The sequence below is a fragment of the Bacillus sp. MRMR6 genome (assembly GCF_001940785.1).
In the GTDB taxonomy this organism is placed as follows: Bacteria; Bacillota; Bacilli; order Bacillales; family Cytobacillaceae; genus Neobacillus.
Window position 1 is genome coordinate 39520 of sequence record NZ_MSLS01000015.1, and the last position, 20409, is coordinate 59928.

Consider the following 20409-nt stretch of genomic DNA (forward strand, 5'->3'; position numbering starts at 1 on the left):
AATATGACATTTTCTATTGTTGGTTACGATCCAATTGAAAAAGAATGGGGGATCGCAACACAGTCGAAGTTTTTGGGAGTAGGCGCAGTTGTTCCGTGGGCACGCGCCGGTGCAGGAGCGGTCGCAACACAATCATATGCAAATACAGCCTATGGTCCGAAAGCACTTGAATTAATGGAGCAAGGCAAAACAGCTCAGGAAACACTAGAACTGCTCATTGAGGATGATCCAGACAGAGAAATGCGCCAGGTCGGTCTCATTGATGCAAGTGGGAATGCAGCTACCTTTACTGGGAAAGAATGCTATGATTGGGCCGGCGGGTTGACAGGCACTCATTTTGCAGCACAAGGAAATATCTTAGTAGATGAACAAACGGTTTCTGAGATGGCTCGTGCGTACACAGATACAAAAGGTTCCCTTGCAGATAAGCTTCTTGCGGCTCTTGATGCCGGCCAGGAAGCGGGAGGAGACAGCAGAGGGCAACAGTCTGCAGCGCTTTATATTGTAAAGGAGAAGGGTGGTTATGGGGGCTTTAATGACCGCTTTATCGACCTGAGAGTGGATGAACATCCAGAGCCAATAAAGGAATTAATTCGAATTTACCAGCTCCAACAACTGTATTTTGCTCCTTCAAAGCCCGAAAGAGTCGTGCAGGTAGAAGGGGATATTAAACAAGAGCTCAAAGAGCAGCTTGTTAAATGGAATTACTTAGGAAGCATTGTAGCGGGCGACGAGGAGATTAATAAAGCCCTTAAGTCATTTATTCATACAGAAAACTTTGAAATGCGTGAACAAAAAGCAGGACTAATCGACTTAGAAATTCTTGACTTTATGAAGAAGAATAGGTAAATACACACGCCCTCCATTGGATTTTGGAGGGCATTTTATTTTGAAATAGAAAGTGGAAGAGAGGAATTGTTGGGTTTCCAGTTATCTGTAAAATATTTTTTGATAAATACCCACATAAGTGATGACAGGATGACGTAGTTTTTAATAGAAAAAGATTAGGAGGCAAATAGTGACATGAAAAACAAAAAAATGACATCTTTATTAACGAGCGGTATGCTCGCTTCAACACTTGTTTTTTCTGTAGGGGTTGGTTCAGTATTTGCAAATGAAAGTACGGAATCAATTGAGGAAACGGTACAGGTGGATTTAGTAACAGAGACAATTGAAGATGAAGGACAAGCTACTGAGGGAATCATTGATTTACAAGATGGAGAAGCAACTGAGGAAGAGGTAAAAGAAGAGGATGCTGTCTTAGGTAATGCAGAAGTTACAGCGGAAGAAGAAGTAAAGGCACCTTCTCTTGTTCCTGGTGATTTCTTCTACTTTGTTAAGACCATGACAGAAAAAATCCGTCTTGCTTTTACGTTTAATGATTATAAAGAAGCAGAGCTTTTAGCAGAATTTACGGCTGAACGTATTGCTGAGGCGAATGCTTTAATTGCCGAAGGTCAAACAGAAGAGGCAGAAGCGCTTTTACAAAAAGCGATAGAGACTCAAGAGCAAGCAAATGAATCATTACCTGAAGTAGCAGAGGCTGATACAAAAGAAGCTGTTGAAGGTGAAGAAACAGAAGCAGCAGAAGTTGAGAGCAAGCTAGCTCATAATATTGATGCATTATTGGTGGTGCTTGCAAAGGTTGAAAATCCAAGAGCACAACAAGCAATCATGAAAAACATTCAAAAAACCTTTGTAAAACTAGAAAAGAAGGCTGTTAGATTACAAGAAAAAGATGCTAAGTTTGCAGAAAAAATGGCAGAATTAGAGGGTAAGGTATCTGATGAAGTTACTGTAGGGGAAGAAGCTGCAGTCAAAAAGGAAAAGTATAAAAAGCAAAAGAGCGAAGTGCCAGTTGTTGAAGAATTCGTTGTTGAAGAATCTACAGAAGCAAATGCAGAGCAGACTGAAAAAGTAAATAAGGGACAAGAAAAGAAAGCAGAAGCTCTTGAGAATGCAGGCGAAAAGAAAAACGCTGGAACTGCTAAAGTAGAAGAAAAGAAAAATAATGCAGGTAACAATGGCAAAGGGAACCAATCTCAAGGTAATAAGGGTCAAGGAAACAAAGGCGAAGGTAATGGTAAATAGCTAAAAAATTAGGTGTACCGAAATTCGGGACACCTTTTTCTATCTTACTACTGGCGTAATACAAATGAACCTTTCAAAGAAAGTAACATACAGAAGAGGGTCGGCAGCAGCCGACCCTCCAACACTTTTATTATTTCGCTGCTCCACAGCAGTTTTTATATTTCTTACCGCTACCACAAATACATGGATCGTTACGTCCAACATTGATTTGGTTGACCTTCGGCTTCTTTTTAACAGGTTCACCATCATCTTTAGGATGAACAGCCTGCCCTTTTGCAACCTCTTGACGTTCCAGATTATTGCGGATTTCTGCCTTCATAATGTACTTAGATGCTTCTTCTTCGATTGAATGAATCATTGCTTCAAACATTGCAAACCCTTCATGCTGATATTCACGAAGTGGATCGATTTGTCCATAAGCACGGAGGTGAATTCCTTGGCGAAGCTGGTCCATCGCGTCGATATGATCAATCCATTTTGTATCAACAGCACGCAGCGTAACAACCTTCTCAAATTCACGCATTTGCTCCTGTGAAAGCAGTTGTTCTTTCTCATCGTACCGTTCTTTCACCTTTGCAAAAATCGTTTCGTTTATTTCTCTAGGATCTTTCCCGCGTAAAGAATCAACAGTGACATCTCCTTCATGCAGCAGATTAGCATTGACGTAATCAATGATCGCCTGAAGATTCCAAGCTTCTTCATCCTCATGCTTAGAAGCATGTGCATCAACAATACGTTGAAGGGTTGAAACAATCATCTTTTCAACAATTTCACGTAAGTTTTCTGATTCCATTACTTCGTCACGCTGAGTATAAATGATTTCGCGCTGTTGACGAAGTACATCGTCATATTGTAGAAGCTGTTTACGTGCATCAAAGTTGTTGCCTTCAACACGTTTCTGCGCTGATTCTACAGCTCTTGAAACCATTTTACTTTGGATTGGCTGAGTATCATCCATTCCCAATCGCTCCATCATTGCCTTCATATTATCAGAGCCAAAACGGCGCATTAGTTCATCTTCCATTGATAAGTAGAACTGAGTAACCCCTGGGTCACCCTGACGACCAGAACGACCACGCAGCTGATTATCAATTCGTCGGCTTTCATGGCGCTCCGTACCGATTACGGCAAGGCCGCCTAATTCTTTCACACCTTCACCCAGCTTAATATCTGTACCACGTCCGGCCATATTCGTTGCAATTGTTACGGATCCTTGCTGGCCTGCTTCAGCAATGATTTCCGCTTCGCGCTCATGGTTTTTTGCATTCAAGATATTGTGGTGAATTCGTTTTTTAAATAAATAGGTAGAAATTAATTCAGAAGTTTCAATGGCAACCGTACCAACTAGCACTGGCTGTCCCTTTTTATTACGCTCTGCGATATCTTCAACAACTGCTTTAAACTTACCGTCCATGGACGCATAGATTAAATCCGGGCGGTCATCACGAGTAATCGGTCTATTCGTTGGGATGACGATAACATTCATATTATAAATGTTACGGAATTCTTCCTCTTCCGTTTTCGCAGTACCCGTCATACCAGCAAGCTTTTCATACATCCGGAAGTAGTTTTGGAAGGTAATCGTCGCCATTGTCATGCTTTCGTTTTGCACTTCCAGCCCTTCTTTGGCTTCAATTGCCTGATGCAGCCCTTCGCTATAGCGGCGGCCCTTCATCATCCGTCCAGTGAACTGGTCAACAATGACAATTTCGCCGTCCTGTACCACATAATCTACATCTAAATGCATACTTACATTGGCTTTTAACGCCTGGTTAATATGATGGTTTAAAGTAACATGTGAAATATCAAATAGGTTTTCAATTCCGAAGGCTTTTTCGGCTTTACTGATACCTTCCTCAGTAAGCATAACGCCTTTTGTTTTTTCATCATAAGTAAAATCTTTATCTTTTGTTAAAGTCCTTACAAACGCGTTAGCTTGAATATATAGGACTGTCGACTTCTCAGCAGAACCAGAAATAATTAATGGCGTACGTGCCTCATCAATTAAGATGGAGTCAACTTCATCAATGACCGCATAAAAAAGCGGACGCTGAACCTTTTGCTCTTTATAGAGAACCATATTGTCACGAAGATAATCGAAACCAAATTCGTTGTTTGTACCATAAGTAATATCGCAAGCGTAGGCTTCCTGCTTCTCTTCCTTTGACATGCTGTTTAAGTTAAGCCCAACTGTCAAGCCTAAAAATTGATAGAGCTGTCCCATTTCTGTCGCGTCACGGCTTACTAAGTATTCGTTAACGGTAACAACGTGAACACCTTTGCCAGAAAGTGCATTCAAATAAACAGGCATAGTCGCAGTAAGAGTTTTACCTTCCCCCGTCTTCATCTCGGATATATTACCTTCATGAAGTGAAATACCACCCATTAACTGAACATGATAGGGATATAAGCCCAGAACCCGCTTTGCTCCCTCACGAACAACAGCAAATGCTTCAACAAGCAAATCATCAAGAGATTCCCCTTTTTGATAACGCGCCTTAAATTCTTCTGTTTTTTCGCGAAGTTGATCGTCTGTAAGTTTTTCAGTATCAGCGGCAATTGCATCTATTTTATTTGCCAGTTTGTCCAACCTCTTAAGCTCGCGCTTATTTAAGTCAAACACTTTATTTAAGATCCCCATCATAAGATGAAACGCTCCTTTATTCACGAATTTTCCTATTTTATTAAGTACAGTAAATCTGTTAAAAATCATTCGGTAATTTCCCTTTTCATCTTACCACTTCCGCTTTGGAGTGACAACATTGTTACTGTTATAGCCAAATATGGCGAAATTGAAAACTTCATTTATGAATGTGTAAACTGTCTATGTCAATTATTCATATACAATGTAGTAAAGGAAATTGTCATAAATAGGCTTCATAAGGCTAATTAGTATACGGTTGTATGAATAAATATTAGTGACTATGCAAGTTGTTACTACATCTGTGTTGTTAATAAAACCTTGCATTAACAACGTTTAAATGTTGTTTTTAGGAAAAAAGTTGTGCTTTTGGTTTTTGAAAAATTATTCACAATTTGTACATTGGATTATACTCTTACAATGTTAGATACTACCATTAGAGAGGTTAATAGAAAAATAGAGAGAGAACAAAAACAAATATGGGAAGGGTGAGCAAAGTGGCCTTTTGGGGGAAGAAAAAGAATAAAGAGATAGATCCCGAAACTAGAGAGAATAATAAGAAAACAGGCCTGATTCGGAGACTCTGGAAAAAGCTCAGAGAAATAGACTGGAAGGATCCAGTTAATAGGTGGAAAGCGTTATTTGTCGGCCTAATAGGGTCTATTGTTATTTTTGGAGGCGGCTACGGAGTAATCTCCATGACCAACTCTCCAACATTCTGTGCAAGCTGTCATGAAATGGCTCCAGAATATACGACATTTACAGCGAGTGCACACAGCGAAATTTCCTGTGTACAGTGCCATATTAAGCCAGGATTCGTCAACATGATGACACACAAAGTGATTTCGTTAAAAGAAGTTTATCACCACGTAATGGGAATACCTGAGCAGATTGTTCAAACAGAACACGAAGCGGTTTCTGATGAAAACTGTTTACAATGTCACTCAAAGAACCGTCTAGTGACAGCGTCAAAAGACTTAATTGTAAACCACAAAGGTCATATTGAAGAAGGCGTTCCGTGTATCGCCTGTCACGCAGGGGTAGCCCACGCAAAAATTGCTGCACGTGGAATTAACACGGAAGATGTTCGCGGTCATTGGACAGCAGAAGTGGCACAGCAAATGATGGAACAGAAATACTTAGCACCAAATATGGGAACCTGTATCGACTGCCATGATAAAGTCAACAACGGCGAAAAGCCATGGACAGATGTGGCTTACCTTGTGCCGCCTAACCCGAACCACTTAGATAAGACAGCATTAGAAAATGCAAAGAAATCTTCTAATGAAGTAACACATGATGGAGCAACAGAGGGAGAGGCAGAGGAAGTACTAGCTGAGCATGATGCCCAAACTCAAGCAATCATCCTAGAAGCTGTTGGAAAACAGACAAAAGATGTAAAACTTTCAATGGCTTGTGAAACGTGTCACCAGCGCGTAAAGGTACCAGAGAATCATAGAGTTGCAAACTGGAACGGAGACCACGGCGGTACTGCGCTTCAAGAGTTAGACCAGTGTGTAGACTGTCACCAGGATTCAAAGTGGCTTAGAGATATTCCTAAAGAAGACCTAGTATCAATGTTAAAAATGGCCGAGGTTAAGGAAGAAGACAAAGAGCACGAATACAAACCGAATATTACGGTTGTTAGAGAACAATCACGTGTTAATAAATTCTGTAGCGCCTGTCACGGCGAACGTCCTGAAAGTCACGTAGAAAGCGACATCTGGTTAACATCACACGCTGACAAAGCAAAAACACCTGACCTAAAAGCTGAATGCTTCGTCTGTCACGATCGTGAAAAGCCGAAAGCAGATTCAACGGATGTTCCAGCACCGACAGATGTATATTGCCAATACTGTCATAGAACTGGCTTTAAAGATGATGTGAAGAATTAATCTATGTAACAGGAGGGACGCTTTTATGGAAGAGGAGCACAAAGAGCTGCCGGCCCCTCCCCGTTTCCGCAATAAGATCTTTAAAATTATGACTCTTACCGTGTTGTTTTTAGGCCTGTTTTTCTTTGTAAGTTTTGCAGGCCTAAAAGGAACATCAAGCTCTGAATTTTGCTCATCCTGTCATGAGATGAAACCAGAGTTCTACACATGGAAAGCATCTACTCACAGTGAAGTGGATTGTGTTAGTTGTCATATCGAACCGGGGTTAGAAAATCTAGCAAAAAGTAAAGCCGAAGGGGTAGTCGAGCTTTATAAAAAAACAACACAAACCTATACAGCACCCATTCGAATGCCCGATGAAATACCGGATAACGCTTGTGAAACTTGTCACAATATGAATATGAGAAAAGTAACACCATCTGGGGACATTATCATCCCACATGATAAGCATAAAACTGAAGGAATTGAATGTATCCAATGTCATAGTGGTTTAGCCCACGGGAAAATTGCAGATCGGAAAATGACCTACCAGGCAGATTATGCCAAATGGGATGAAAAGGTTGGAACGGCGGCTATGGCTGACATCCAATGGACTAGGCCAGACATGGATACTTGTATGGAATGTCATAAGGTTCGAAAAGTTACGACTGAGTGTACAGCTTGTCATACAACGGGAATGGTACCTGAAAGCCATAAAGAAGAAAGTTTTAAACTTGTTTCGCATGGTAAACAAGCTAAGACTGATCTAAAGGATTGTAATAAGTGTCATGAGGGTATGTCAACCCACGATTTAGAAGGGTATGAGGAAGTATCTACCTTAAACAAATTATTAAGCAAAAATTCACAGATACAAACACCTAAAAAGAATCATTACAATTATGCAAAAGATAACACTTTCTGTCAGGAGTGTCATAGCCAGCGACCACCAAGTCACACTAGTTATTTCATGAAAGAGCATGGTACTGAAGCATTAATAGACCGAGAGATGTGTATGGCTTGTCACGAATTACAGAAATCAAATAACACCAATAACTCTCAGGTTGCATGTGCAACGTGTCATCCAAGCAGTCATTATAAAAATACTTCCTGGCGAAAAGGGCATCCAATTGAAGTAAAACCAGGCCAAAAACTGACCCAATCATGTTATCAATGCCATTCAGAACCGAATTGTTCAGTCTGTCATAAGCAGGAATAGATTTAGATTTTAAGGAGGGATATTATGTCAGCACCCCAAAATGAAGTCAACCAAGAAGAGACTACTACTGAGACTCCTAAACAGAGCAAGCAAAAAGAGAAGAAATCGACTAAGGATGAACGGTTTAAATGGTGGCAAAGCCTATTGCTTATCTTCGCTACACTTTTAATTACCGCAGGGACTTCCTACTATGTAAGCGACCAGTATTTGTGGCCGAAAATCGACACAAATCGGATCAATGAACAGCTTTCATTTTATAAAGATAAAGTTGATGCCGAGCCAAACAATTCAACACATCGTGTAAATCTAGGATATACCTACTTTATAAAAGGAAATAATGATGAAGCAATTAAACAATTAAAGGTGGCAATTGATTTAGATAAAAATAATTTTAACGCTTTCCTTAACTTAGCGATTGTTTATAACGATAATCAACGATATGACAATGCTTTAAAAAATGCAGAGAAAGCTACTCAGCTCTCACCAAGGGATTACAAGGGCCATTTAATCAAAGGAACAATATATCGAGAATTAAAAATGTATGAGGAATCACTAGATACTTTAAATCAGGCCAATCAGTTAATGCCGCGAAATGTAGATATTATCTATGAAATTGGAAAACTATCTGAGGTTCAGGGGTTAACAGAAGAAGCCGAAGCAATCTATAAAGAGGCATTAGGTTACGACCCATTACACAAAAACTCTTTAGAAGGCTTAGATCGTGTATCAAAAAAATGATCTTAACAGCAAAAAAAGGAGAGGAACCCCTTGAAGAAAAGAACAACCTATAGATGGATGGGTGCCACGGTACTTCTTGTCATTCTTGCATTTGCAGCAATATATCTATTTAACTTGCAAAACCGAGTTGAAAAAGCAGCAAGGACTGTAGACCGAAACGGTCCACCAGTATTTAGTCATACGATTTATGGAGACTTTGATAATCCTTTAGATAAACCCATGGATGTAGCAAAGATTGGTGAATTTATCTATGTTTCTGATACGAATAATAAGAGAGTCCAAGTCTTTGATTTAGCAGGTACCTCTATCTTTAAATTTGGTAAAGAAGGCGAAGGCGAAGGGGAGTTTAAATTCCCTTATGGAATTGCAGGAGATGAGAAAGGAAATGTTTACGTAGCGGATTTGTATAATGGTAACATTTCAATCTTTGATTCCAAAGGGAAATTTATTGAATACTTCAAAGAAATGGAAGAGACAAAGGCAATAAAGGCACCTGGAGCAATTCGAATCGTTGAAGAGAAGATTTATGTTACAGATATTGAAAAAAATAAAATATTTGTCTTTAACCTAAAGGGAGAAAAACTTAATGAATTTGGCCAAGCAGGTCTTGAAAATGGTCAACTTCGTGCACCAAATGCAATTGCTGTCGACAAAGATGGAAATATCTATGTTTCTGACACTGGAAACCAGCGGATCCAAATTTTTGATAAGGATGGTCAATTTGTTAGAGCTATTAATGGATCTAAAGATGGAGTGGGCAGCTCAACCCTTGTCAATCCAAGAGGAATAGCAGTCGATACACGCGGTATCGTCTATATTGTTAATAATCTAAGTCACTTCGTTTACGGATTCGATAAAAATGGGGAAAAGGTATTTGAATTTGGAGGCATGGGTGACCAAAACGAACAGTTTTACCTTCCTAACGGTCTTGTAATCGATGAAAATGACCAAATTTATATTACGGATACGTTAAATCAAAGGGTAGTAGTCTACTACTAATATTAGACGTTATTAAAGGGGGTGATGCCTCGGCGTAGAAGGAAAAGTAGGTTTTATAGAAATCAAACAAAAAAGAGAGAAAAAGAGAGAAAAAGAGAGAAAGAGATTTTAGGGAGGTTTTTTAGAATGAGTAAAATCAAATTTGGTTTGTCATTCTTACTAGCGCTTTTCCTAGTAGGAATGTTCGTTTCAGCTGCTTCTGCAGAATCTGGAGTGAAGCAACCTGCAACGCCAACACAAACTACTCCAGATGTAACAAATGAAAATAAAGTACAGAACCAATTAATGAATTCACCTGAGTGGGGTAAGAATATAAATAACGCCAATAAATCTGGTGTAGGCACTGAAGGATCTAATAAAAATACTGATGTTATTAGATCTGGCGATATGACTAACCAAGATGGTACTACTGGTACACAAAGAACACACGGTGAATACCACAATAACACCAACTCTTGTGCTAGCTGTCACCAAACACACACCGCTGATTCTAAGAGCTTATTGTTCAAGGATGGTGTATATGCAACTTGTGCGGCATGCCATGATGGTACATTAGGATTCTATAACGTGTACGAAAACGGTAACCATAACGCTTCTGCTGGTACTTTTGGGGGTACAACTGAAGGTAACATGTCCGTTCACAACGCTACTGGCGCTGTAACGATGGCTGCTGCTCCTGGTGGTACAACTACAACAGCAACAGGTGGAAAATGGACTTCAGAATTCAACTGTGCAAGCTGTCACGCTCCACACGGTTCTTTCTCTGACCGACTATTACACTATAGCCCGAACGGAATGGCTTCCACTCCAGCTACTGGTGGCGGTATTAAAGCTGGAGGATACAAAACTGGTGAAACTGCTCCAGTTGTAGATTATAGTGGAGCTGCTGTTGGAAGTCTAACTGTTGCTGATGCTGTTTCTGGTGGAGCTAAGTTAATCGGGGTTAGAGGTACTGCAGCTCAACATGGCGTTTCAGATGTTCCTGCTGACTATGTAGTTGTTATGGTATATCAAAAGTCTGGTACTTCAACAACTTATACTAAGACAACAAACCCTTTCCTTTATGGATACCCAACTCGTGGTTCTGGTACGAACAGCCACTACTACTACGCTCGTTTATTCACAAAGGATCCAACAACTGCTGGTTACTTAAATGCTAACGGAACTTATCCAACAGCTAATGCTGCAGATGTAATTGACCATTATGACTACCTTGTTTACGATACAGAAACAGATCCAACTAAGAAGGCTTATATCAAGTATGCAAAAGGTATGTTCTATGGTCCAGCTAATGGTCCAGTTGCAAAAGCTACACATATTGAAGTTTCTCGTAACTATGTAGTAAAGTTAGACTTAATGCCAATCAACGCATTAGTTGACGGTTCAGATGACTCTGATAAAGACGGCTGGAAAGACTTTGGTGGTGTGAAAATCACAACTGTTAACCAACGTGCACTTTACGCTGGTGAAATCAGCACTTTCTCATTAAACGCTGTTAAGAACGGTACAACTGCTGGTGGAAAAGTTTCTGGTTGGGGTATCGCAGTATCTGACTATTGTTCAACATGCCATACTGATTATCTAGCTTCTACTTCTAACCAAACAGCTACAAATGGAGGAGAAGGTGTCTTTACTAAAGCATACCGCCACACTACAAAGTCTGACTCTTACACTTGCGTACGTTGTCACTTTGCACACGGTACTGACGTAGAATTAATGTTAGATGCTCAAAACAGAACTGTTGATCAAGTTGCTGTAATGCCGGGAATGGATGCAACTAAAGCGGCTGCTTACATGATTGACAAAAACCCATCATCTGCATTAAAGCGTTATACGAACATGGCTGTATGTTGGTCTTGTCACACTTCTTCAAGAGCAGAATCTTTAAAGAACACAGATTCTTATTCATATGATAAAAATGGTGTATTAGATCCTCGTGGTATTCCGGCTACTGAAGGTACTCTTAACCATCCAAAAGTTAATTAATAAAAAAGCTACCAAATAGCCCCACTATTTGATAGCACAAAATGGAATAGTTTAGTTTTAAAGGATAGCAGCTTGCCTGTAGGCAGGCTGTTATCTATTTTTATTATGCTAAAAATTCATAGAATCGTCAAATTCTAGTTCACTGTTTTGTCACTTATTCTTCACCATTCTGTTATTCAAATCCCTTTTGTAATATGGGTATAATAGTAATGAAGGAAATAGTATTTTTACTTTTACATATAAACTATGAATAGGCTCTATTTGGATTTAAAATTTTTTAGGAAATAGGAAAAGGATGATCTTAAATGAATAGATTAGCAAAATTTTATAACATCAAATTATTCAATATAATCATGGCCTTAATCGTTCTTCTCCCTCTCCTGCCAGAAAAATCAATAGCCCTTACTTCTAATAATTCGGGTAATGAAGTGTTACCGATTACTGAGGAAACGGCCTCTGACGATTCTGCCTCTATAGAAATAACAAATCAAGAACTTGCAACCCCAGAAAAACAAATTATTGAATCTTCTACCCCGATACCTAATGATACAACAACTACTGAAACTAATGGCACTATTATTGATAGTACCAATCCAAATAGTGTAGAGGAGGATCCTCAAGCTGATATACAACGCCCGTACATCACAAACATTTTTCTTAGTTTATTAGATATGGAAACCAAGAAGAAATCGATAGAGAAAGTCGATATCCTCAGAACTGGAGAATTAACAAGAGTCTCGGTAGACACCGATATTATTATTAAGATTCAGGATAATGAAGCAATTACTGAGCAAATAATTAATCACCCTATTACCGTTTTTAGCAAAGAAGGAGTCATTGAAGGTACCGTAACACCAACTTTTAATGTAGAAAATACAATCTTAAAATTCGACCCCGTCAGTGATTTAGAACAAAGTACAACTTATTATCTAATGTTCAACCAAAGGCTTATTACTGGAACGGAGGAAGAAACGACAACATTTTTTTTTACTGACAACAGTGGAAATAAGGTATTTCCTATAATAAAAAAATTTACTACTGTTAGCAGCATTGTTCAGGATGGGACTAATGATCCTGCAAACTGGGAAAGAAATCCTCATGGGTACTACACTAATAATGTTAATACCTGTTCAAATTGTCATGGAACACATAATACTACGAAATCAAAATTAGAAAGACCGAACTTTCAAAGCATACAAACCAACACAATGGCAAATAATTATTGTCTAGTTTGCCATGACGGAACCGTAGCAGCACCTTTTCCTGATTCGTCAGATTATGTATCAGATTACTCTGATCCTGAAAATGCTATAAATCCTCAAAGGAGAGATATTATATCAAACCATGATGTTATTGAGGGAGAACATTCATCTAGTGCTGGTTCGTGTACTTCGTGTCATAATCCTCATTTAACATGGAGTGAAGACAATCCGAATCTTCTTAAGGATCATTATGTTTATAAACATAACTTAGAGTTATTATGGGAAGGGCAACCTGTAGGTAAAATAGACAGTAGAATTAGACTTTGTGAAGAATGCCATGATCGTTCAACCAAAGATTACAAGATCGGAGCAGAGCAGGTCATATTTACACACAATCCTGAGGTTACATGGGAAGATAAGCCTGTTGGGACGATAGATAGCAATAATAGGCAATGTGCTGAGTGCCATGATAGAAGACTCTACAGATATAACTTAGAAGAGATACCAGTTGAATTTGAACATAACACAGGGGATTTGTTGGAAGGCAAGGTAGTTGGAAAGATTGATAGTCGTATAACCCTTTGTGAAGAGTGCCATTATAATCGAACACGAGTATACAAGGAAAAGGCAGGAAGTGCCTACAAAATCCTACATTATCGTAAGACATCTACGGAAAATCAACCAGAAGAGGACTTTGCTTTATGCTTTAGTTGTCATAATAGTTTAAAAGAAGAAGAAACTAAAAATAAAGCTAATAATAAGATTCTTGACATTCAGAGTTTTTACAAGAGTACTGAATCTAAGCATACTATTTTAGCATTAGACGGAAGTATGCAAAATGGACCAATTCCTTGCGCAGAGTGTCATGAAACACATGGAGCGACCAACCTGAAGCTATTAAAAGAACGATTTGGTCACGAGAATCAAGCTGGTGATTTTACTTATGATATCGGAGAATCGTGGGAAGACAAGGAACGAGCCTTCTGTGAAAAGTGCCATAATGGATTAACGAGCATTTATGGGGTCACCGGTCAGAAATTGTCACCTGAGAACCATACTGAACCATTGGCTTCATGCTCAACTTGTCATAGTAAAACTAAAACATTTATGGAAGCAGTCCATGCACCAAAAGCGACTACATCACAATAAAATATAAAGATTTTTTATGGTCATTTAAAACGAGAGGAATTGCCCTCTCGTTTTTATGTGGATAAAACAAAAGGATAAAAGTTGAGTTATTTAGAAAATGTAGATAACTTATGTTAATTTGTTGATATGTGGATATAATCTCAAGAAAATTTCAAAATAAATAGATAACTGCTCCCTAATCACATAAGATTTTTGGAAAATGTCTATACATATGTTGATAAGTAAGGTTATCCACAATAAAACAAAAATAATATACCAACTCAATTTTGAAATTTCCACGCTACTCAGGCTATAATGAATGAGGAACTAATGAACGATATGCATAAACTACGGTAAAGACCGAATCATTATAGAGGTGACGAAAATGGAATTAGCAGAAATTCGTAACGAACTTGAGAAAATAGSTAAAAAATTAGCGGACTTTAGGGGGTCTCTTTGACCTAGAGAATAAAGAAGCCAGGATTGCTGAGCATGATGATACGATGCTTCATCCTGATTTCTGGAATGACCAGCAGGCTGCACAGGTAGTAATCAGTGAAGCGAATGCTTTAAAGGACCAGGTAAACGAGTTTAAGGATTTATTTGAAACGTTTGAAAATCTTGAAGTGTCCTATGAGTTAGTAAAAGAAGAAAGTGATGCTGAGTTGCAGGCTGAACTGGAGGATGAGCTCAAAAAGCTTACATCACGTTTAAGTGACTTTGAACTTCAACTGCTTCTAAGTGAAGAATATGATAAACATAATGCCATACTAGAACTGCATCCAGGTGCAGGTGGAACGGAGTCGCAGGACTGGGGTTCAATGCTTCTCCGTATGTATACACGCTGGGCAGAGAAGAAGGGCTTTAAGGTGGAGACACTCGATTACTTACCGGGTGATGAAGCGGGGATCAAGAGCGTAACCTTAGCGATTAGAGGTCATAATGCTTACGGCTATCTAAAGGCAGAAAAGGGCGTACATCGACTAGTAAGGATATCACCATTTGATGCTTCAGGCCGTCGTCACACTTCCTTCGTATCCTGTGAAGTCATGCCCGAATTTAATGATGAAATTCAAATCGAAGTTCGTACAGAAGATTTAAAAATTGATACGTATCGTGCCAGCGGGGCTGGAGGGCAGCATATCAATACAACAGATTCAGCGGTAAGGATTACTCACACACCAACGGGAGTTGTCGTTACCTGTCAATCTGAGCGTTCACAAATCAAAAACCGTGAATCTGCTATGAAAATGCTAAAAGCTAAGCTATATCAACGAGAAATCGAACAACAAGAAAAAGAATTACTTGAAATTCGCGGTGAGCAAAAGGAAATTGGCTGGGGAAGCCAAATTCGTTCATACGTCTTCCATCCGTATTCAATGGTGAAGGACCACCGCACAAATACAGAGAGCGGAAACGTCCAGGCCGTAATGGACGGAGAATTAGATCAATTTATCGACGCTTATCTGCGTTCGAGAATTTCTTAATTTAAAGCGAAAGCCTTTGCCCAATGAGTGGCAAAGGCTTTACTATTTTGAATTTGTTTGCCAATCATGTTGGGGTAGAGAGGATTTTATGGATTTATCTGAGGGATTATGTTCAAGCATTACTGTATTCAACTGCATTATTTTCGACTGTCTCCTTAAGGGAAACAATACTTTCCTTGACTTTATTGAGTCTGACTTCAATGGTATCAACTTCGATGGTATCAAGCCGGTGCTCAACATGATCGAGTTTAACCCCAACAGTATCAAATCGTTTATTTATTAAATCAAATCCATGTTCATTTGCTCCATCATTTGCATTATCAATTGCTCCATTTTTTCACCTCCTCTATTCGACATTATACCACCTAAAGTTCTTTGATTTTAATCTAATTAGAGTGCCTCATGAAAACAGTAAAAATGACAAATACTAATGTAAATTTATTGCTTTAATGCGGTAACTTATTGGCATTTACAGCAAATAATGTCCATGCTATACTCACTTCGGGTTACAGCCGAAAACTGGGAATATAGAAGGGAATAGCTTATGAATAGAAGAAGAAATGTTCAAATGAATCCTAAACTTGAGGGAATAATCGAATACGTTTATGTACTAATTGGTTCAGCAATCATAGCATTATCATTTAATGTCTTTTTATTGCCAAACCAAATTGCGTCCGGCGGCGTTAGCGGGATAAGTATCATCCTTTTGAATGTGCTCGGCTGGGAGCCAGCCTATGTTCAATGGGCTTTTAACATACCATTATTTATTGCCGGAGTTATGTTATTAGGAAAACAATTTGGGGCAAAAACACTTGTTGGAACGATATTTTTGCCATTTGTGGTGTTCCTAACAAAAGACATTGCACCATGGACGATGGATGCTTTACTTGGTGCGTTGTTCGGCGGAATCGGTGTTGGCCTAGGGTTAGGAATTGTCTTCAGAGGGAATGCCTCTACAGGGGGAACGGATCTTGCAGCCCAAATTATCAATAAATATACTGGCTTAACCTTGGGTACCTGTGTGGTACTGATTGACGGGTTAATCGTTATCACAGCAGCGATTGTTTTTGATATAGAACGAGGTTTGTATGCCTTAATCGCCCTTTACGTAACAAGTAAAACGATTGATTTAGTTCAGGTGGGCTTTGGAAGGTCCAAAACTGCGATGATCATAACAAATAAGCAAGAGGAAGTACGAGAAGGAATTTTGAATAAAATCGACCGTGGTGTGACAAAACTATCTGCATACGGTGGTTTTACGGATCATGAACGTCCTGTACTTATGTGTGTGGTTAATCAACGGGAGTTCACAAAATTGAAACAATTAGTTAAAACAGTTGATCCGACTGCATTTATCGTGGTTATGGATGCTTCAGAAGTACTAGGAGAAGGTTTCAAAAGGGCTTAATGCTGTTATACTATTTTATGTATGGAAATCCTTTCATAGGGGGAGTAGGGAATGAAAAACAAGCTAATTAAAATGTTAGTAGGAATTGGTCTCGTCATGGGCTTAGCTGCATGCGGTGGTGGCGGTGAGGATACTGCTAGTGGTGGTACTGACTCAGCTCATGCTGATGCTGAAAAAATCTACAATCAAAAGTGCTCCAGCTGTCATGGAGACAATCTTAAAGGTGGAATGGGTCCTGAATTAACAGCTGTTGGGGCTAATTATTCACAGGATGAAATTGCTGATATCATTCAAAATGGTCAAGGCGCTATGCCAGCGGGTCTTATTTCTGGAGATGACCTTGACAAAGTAGCTGAATGGTTAGCAACTAAAAAGTAATAACCACTTACATAAAATGTTCTGTTAATAGACAGAACGTTTTTTTTTATGAGTCTATAAAGATTTTTCGAGAAAATGTCGAAAAATCTTGAGTAACGGCTGGATATTACTGTCAATTAATGTATTATTTGAAAAGAAACTGTAATATTTTTACCGCTATGAATAGCAGTATAGAGTGTTATAATGAATCTATGCGAAATCCTGCACATTTTGTCTGAGGATTTTGTTTTCATGCAAGAAAATAAAGAATTATTGTCGAATTTTCGGTTCGATCCTAATTCAATGATAGGTGATTCTAAATGATAGAAATGCAAGAAGTATATAAGAAATACCCGAATGGGGTTTCGGCTATTAATGGGATAGATGTTAGAATTAACCAAGGGGAATTCGTCTATGTCGTTGGACCAAGTGGTGCGGGGAAATCAACTTTTATCAAAATGATGTACCGCGAAGAAGTTCCATCTTCAGGCACAATTACAATGAATGGCGTAAACCTTGCAAAGCTAAAAATGAAGAAGGTACCACTGTTTCGCCGTAATCTAGGAGTCGTTTTCCAAGACTTCAAGCTTCTTCCGATGTTAACTGTATATGAAAACGTCGCTTTTGCTTTAGAAGTAATCGAGGCACAACCCAAATATATAAAAAAACGTGTGATGGAAGTTTTAGACCTTGTTAACCTTAAGCACAAAGCTAGAATGCTTCCAACAGAACTCTCAGGCGGAGAACAGCAGCGTGTGTCCATTGCTAGATCAATTGTAAATTCACCCAAGGTTGTGATCGCAGATGAGCCGACTGGTAATCTTGATCCTGAAACATCATGGGAAATCATGAATACTTTCGAAGAAATTAATAATCGCGGAACAACCATCGTCATGGCAACACATAACCGAGAAATTGTAAATACAATCAAGCACCGTGTTATTGCCATTGAAGGCGGGAAAATTGTTCGTGATGAGCAAAGAGGTGATTACGGTTATGAAAATTAGAACTCTTGGCCGGCATGCCCGTGAAAGTTTAAAGAGTATTGGCAGAAATGGGTGGATGACCTTCGCATCCGTTAGTGCGGTAACCGTTACACTTATTTTGGTTGGTGTGTTTTTTGTTATTATGATGAACCTTAATAAAGTTGCACAAACCATTGAAGAGGACGTGCAAATTCGTGTTCACATCGATGTTGCAGCAAATGAAAAAGATCAAGAAAAGTTGAAAAATAAGATTGAGAACATGTCCGAAGTAAAAAATGTCGTCTTTTCATCAAAAGAGAGGGAGCTTCAAGACCTGATTAAGAGTATGGGTGAGGACGGACAAGCCTTTAAATTATTTGAACAAGATAACCCACTAAACGATGTATTTATTGTAAAAACAAAAAATCCACAAGAAACAATGGCTGCGGCTGACAAAATCGGAAAACTAGAGTATGTCAGCAAGGCGGTCTATGGTAAAGGCACAATTGAGAAGTTATTTAAATTTATTGATGCCAGCCGAAATGTGGGGATTGTTTTAATTGCGGGATTATTCTTTACCGCTGTATTTTTAATCTCTAATACGATAAAAATTACCATTGTAGCAAGACGAAGAGAGATTCAGATTATGAGATTAGTAGGTGCAACCAATAACTTTATCCGTTGGCCTTTCTTTATCGAAGGCTTAATTCTTGGTGTTCTAGGTGCAGTGTTACCTATTATCCTCATTTCAATTGCATACTACCACGCTTATGACTATTTAGCACCAAAGTTAGTTGGTAATTTTATTCAGATACTGCCATTTAATCCGTTTGTCTACCAGATTTCAACTGTTCTGATTTTGATGGGTACCGTAATAGGTGTTTGGGGCAGTTTGATGTCTGTAAGGAAATTCTTAAAGGTTTAATTAAAAGCTTCTGGAGGGACATGTTAGGTGTCTCTCCAGAAAAACACTTATAAATAGAGAAATGGGACAACTGTACATAGGAAAGGAGAATTCGACATTGAAGAAATATTTTGTGATTCTTACTGTGGTTGTTACAGTGGGTTTTAGCAGTATCTTTAACGTTTCGGTTAATGCAAATTCAATTGAAAGTTTAAAAGAACAGCAAAGCAAGATTCAGAACGACCGGTCTGAAGTTAATTCAACGATTGAAGATGCAGATGTAAAGATTAATAGCTTACAAGAAGAGCAGTCAGCTGTGAAAACAGAAATGCAAGAGATTGATCTAGTAATCAACGAAACTCATAAAAAGATAAGCGAAAAGACATCTGAAATCGAAAGTAAAAAAACTGAAATTGCTGAGCTCCAGGAAGAAATAAGAATTACAAAGGAGCGAATTGAGAAGCGTAATGAGCTTCTAAAGGAACGCGCTAGGAATTATCAGGTGACGGGCGGGATGGTCAGCTATATTGATGTTTTAATGGGATCAAAGAGTTTTAGTGATTTTATTGACCGCGCAAATGCCGTTGCAACCATCATGCAGGCAGATCAAGACATTATAAAGCAGCATGAAGAAGATAAGAAAAATCTTGAAACCTATCAGGCTCAAGTCGAGAAGGACCTTGATAGTCTTCAAACCCTACTTGCTGAATTAGAAACAATGAATCAGCAATTAAATTCACAGCGAGCGGAAAAAGACAGATTATTGGCATCACTGGAAGAGCAGGAAGAAGAACTTCATCATCATAAGATGGAATTGCAGGAGGAGGCTATGCTCTTAGCAGCTCAAGCAGCAGTTCTTCAACAAGCAATTAAGCAAGAACAAAAACGTCAAGCAGAGGCAGCCGCCGCCGCCGCAGCAGCAGGAAATCAATCGCCGGGCAGTGGTAATACCTCAACATCACCTGCAGTAGGAGGAAGTTGGGCTCAGCCGGCAAACGGTATTTTTACATCTGGGTTTGGTACACGACCTAGTTTTCGTCCAGGAGAGTTTCATTATGGTGTCGATATTGCTAATCGTGCACCGGGAGTACCAATTTGGGCAGCTGCTGATGGAATTGTCATCAGGTCATATTATTCTTCTAGTTATGGAAATGCAATCTTTATTGCCCATTCTATAAATGGGCAAACCTATACAACTGTATATGCCCACTTGGAAACACGCTTTGTTCAAGACGGAGCAGTTGTTAAGGCTGGGCAGCAAATTGGTATATTGGGTAGTACCGGTGATTCGACTGGTCCACATTTGCATTTTGAGCTTCATAGAGGTGAATGGCTGCCAAGTAGGGCAAATGCTATTGATCCAAGAGGCATTGTACCGTTACCATAATATGAACAAAAAGGAAGAAGCCGAGC

15 protein-coding genes are annotated in these 20409 nt (G+C 39.1%); 14 read left to right on the forward strand and 1 reads right to left on the reverse strand.

Annotated elements, in window-relative coordinates:
- Positions 1-3 precede the first annotated feature (3 nt).
- Together BTR25_RS15095 and BTR25_RS15100 are read left to right on the forward strand one after the other, a co-directional pair.
- Positions 4-849, forward strand: a complete 846-nt coding sequence (locus tag BTR25_RS15095) for a DUF1028 domain-containing protein (protein ID WP_075688882.1) — start codon at positions 4-6, stop codon at positions 847-849.
- A 174-nt stretch (positions 850-1023) separates the two neighbouring features.
- Complete coding sequence (locus tag BTR25_RS15100) at positions 1024-2091, forward strand: DUF5667 domain-containing protein (RefSeq protein WP_075688883.1); 1068 nt, start codon at positions 1024-1026, stop codon at positions 2089-2091.
- A gap of 130 nt (positions 2092-2221) precedes the next feature.
- On the opposite strand, the gene secA is transcribed toward BTR25_RS15100, so the two are convergent.
- Positions 2222-4735 (reverse strand): preprotein translocase subunit SecA, encoded by a 2514-nt coding sequence (secA, locus tag BTR25_RS15105; RefSeq protein WP_075688945.1) that lies wholly within the window; start codon positions 4733-4735, stop codon positions 2222-2224.
- A gap of 494 nt (positions 4736-5229) precedes the next feature.
- Between secA and BTR25_RS15110 the strand changes: the two genes are divergently transcribed.
- The 12 genes from BTR25_RS15110 (at position 5230) to BTR25_RS15165 (ending at position 20383) form a co-directional block, all read left to right on the forward strand.
- Complete coding sequence (locus BTR25_RS15110) at positions 5230-6627, forward strand: cytochrome c3 family protein (RefSeq protein ID WP_075688884.1); 1398 nt, start codon at positions 5230-5232, stop codon at positions 6625-6627.
- 25 nt (positions 6628-6652) lie between these two features.
- Positions 6653-7822, forward strand: coding sequence for a cytochrome c3 family protein (locus BTR25_RS15115; protein WP_075688885.1), 1170 nt, complete (start codon positions 6653-6655; stop codon positions 7820-7822).
- Positions 7823-7846: 24 nt separating this feature from the next.
- Entirely contained in the window at positions 7847-8560 is a 714-nt protein-coding gene (locus tag BTR25_RS15120) for a tetratricopeptide repeat protein (RefSeq protein WP_075688886.1), read from the forward strand.
- 30 nt (positions 8561-8590) lie between these two features.
- A complete protein-coding gene (locus BTR25_RS15125; RefSeq protein WP_075688887.1) occupies positions 8591-9559 on the forward strand; it encodes a 6-bladed beta-propeller in 969 nt (322 codons plus the stop codon).
- A gap of 126 nt (positions 9560-9685) precedes the next feature.
- Positions 9686-11545, forward strand: coding sequence for a cytochrome c3 family protein (locus BTR25_RS15130; protein ID WP_075688888.1), 1860 nt, complete (start codon positions 9686-9688; stop codon positions 11543-11545).
- Positions 11546-11850: 305 nt separating this feature from the next.
- A complete protein-coding gene (locus BTR25_RS15135) occupies positions 11851-13896 on the forward strand; it encodes a multiheme c-type cytochrome (RefSeq protein WP_075688889.1) in 2046 nt (681 codons plus the stop codon).
- Positions 13897-14260: 364 nt separating this feature from the next.
- Positions 14261-15362 (forward strand): peptide chain release factor 2 gene (gene prfB, locus BTR25_RS15140; RefSeq protein ID WP_139311254.1). Its coding sequence is split into 2 segments (ribosomal slippage): positions 14261-14332 and positions 14334-15362, totalling 1101 coding nucleotides; the frame shifts between segments, so codons are not numbered across the junction.
- Between the two features lie 544 nt (positions 15363-15906).
- Positions 15907-16770, forward strand: coding sequence for a YitT family protein (locus tag BTR25_RS15145; protein ID WP_075688891.1), 864 nt, complete (start codon positions 15907-15909; stop codon positions 16768-16770).
- A gap of 51 nt (positions 16771-16821) precedes the next feature.
- Positions 16822-17148 carry a cytochrome c551 gene (cccB, locus tag BTR25_RS15150; protein WP_075688892.1) on the forward strand — a complete coding sequence of 109 codons (327 nt, stop codon included), beginning with the start codon at positions 16822-16824 and terminating at the stop codon, positions 17146-17148.
- 299 nt (positions 17149-17447) lie between these two features.
- Positions 17448-18134 (forward strand): cell division ATP-binding protein FtsE, encoded by a 687-nt coding sequence (ftsE, locus tag BTR25_RS15155; RefSeq protein ID WP_075688893.1) that lies wholly within the window; start codon positions 17448-17450, stop codon positions 18132-18134.
- Complete coding sequence (gene ftsX / locus BTR25_RS15160) at positions 18124-19017, forward strand: permease-like cell division protein FtsX (RefSeq protein WP_075688894.1); 894 nt, start codon at positions 18124-18126, stop codon at positions 19015-19017. The genes ftsE and ftsX overlap by 11 nt, the downstream gene beginning before the upstream one ends.
- Positions 19018-19114: 97 nt before the next feature.
- Positions 19115-20383 (forward strand): murein hydrolase activator EnvC family protein, encoded by a 1269-nt coding sequence (locus BTR25_RS15165; RefSeq protein ID WP_075688895.1) that lies wholly within the window; start codon positions 19115-19117, stop codon positions 20381-20383.
- The last annotated feature ends 26 nt before the right edge of the window (positions 20384-20409 follow it).

Bases quoted from the DNA above. Each gene is read 5' to 3' on its own strand.
- BTR25_RS15095 (WP_075688882.1), top strand. From the start codon at position 4: ATGACATTTTCTATTGTTGGTTACGATCCAATTGAAAAAGAATGGGGG.
- BTR25_RS15100 (WP_075688883.1), top strand. From the start codon at position 1,024: ATGAAAAACAAAAAAATGACATCTTTATTAACGAGCGGTATGCTCGCT.
- secA (WP_075688945.1), bottom strand. From the start codon at position 4,735: ATGATGGGGATCTTAAATAAAGTGTTTGACTTAAATAAGCGCGAGCTT.
- BTR25_RS15115 (WP_075688885.1), top strand. From the start codon at position 6,653: ATGGAAGAGGAGCACAAAGAGCTGCCGGCCCCTCCCCGTTTCCGCAAT.
- BTR25_RS15120 (WP_075688886.1), top strand. From the start codon at position 7,847: ATGTCAGCACCCCAAAATGAAGTCAACCAAGAAGAGACTACTACTGAG.
- BTR25_RS15130 (WP_075688888.1), top strand. From the start codon at position 9,686: ATGAGTAAAATCAAATTTGGTTTGTCATTCTTACTAGCGCTTTTCCTA.
- BTR25_RS15135 (WP_075688889.1), top strand. From the start codon at position 11,851: ATGAATAGATTAGCAAAATTTTATAACATCAAATTATTCAATATAATC.
- BTR25_RS15145 (WP_075688891.1), top strand. From the start codon at position 15,907: ATGAATAGAAGAAGAAATGTTCAAATGAATCCTAAACTTGAGGGAATA.
- cccB (WP_075688892.1), top strand. From the start codon at position 16,822: ATGAAAAACAAGCTAATTAAAATGTTAGTAGGAATTGGTCTCGTCATG.
- ftsE (WP_075688893.1), top strand. From the start codon at position 17,448: ATGATAGAAATGCAAGAAGTATATAAGAAATACCCGAATGGGGTTTCG.
- ftsX (WP_075688894.1), top strand. From the start codon at position 18,124: ATGAAAATTAGAACTCTTGGCCGGCATGCCCGTGAAAGTTTAAAGAGT.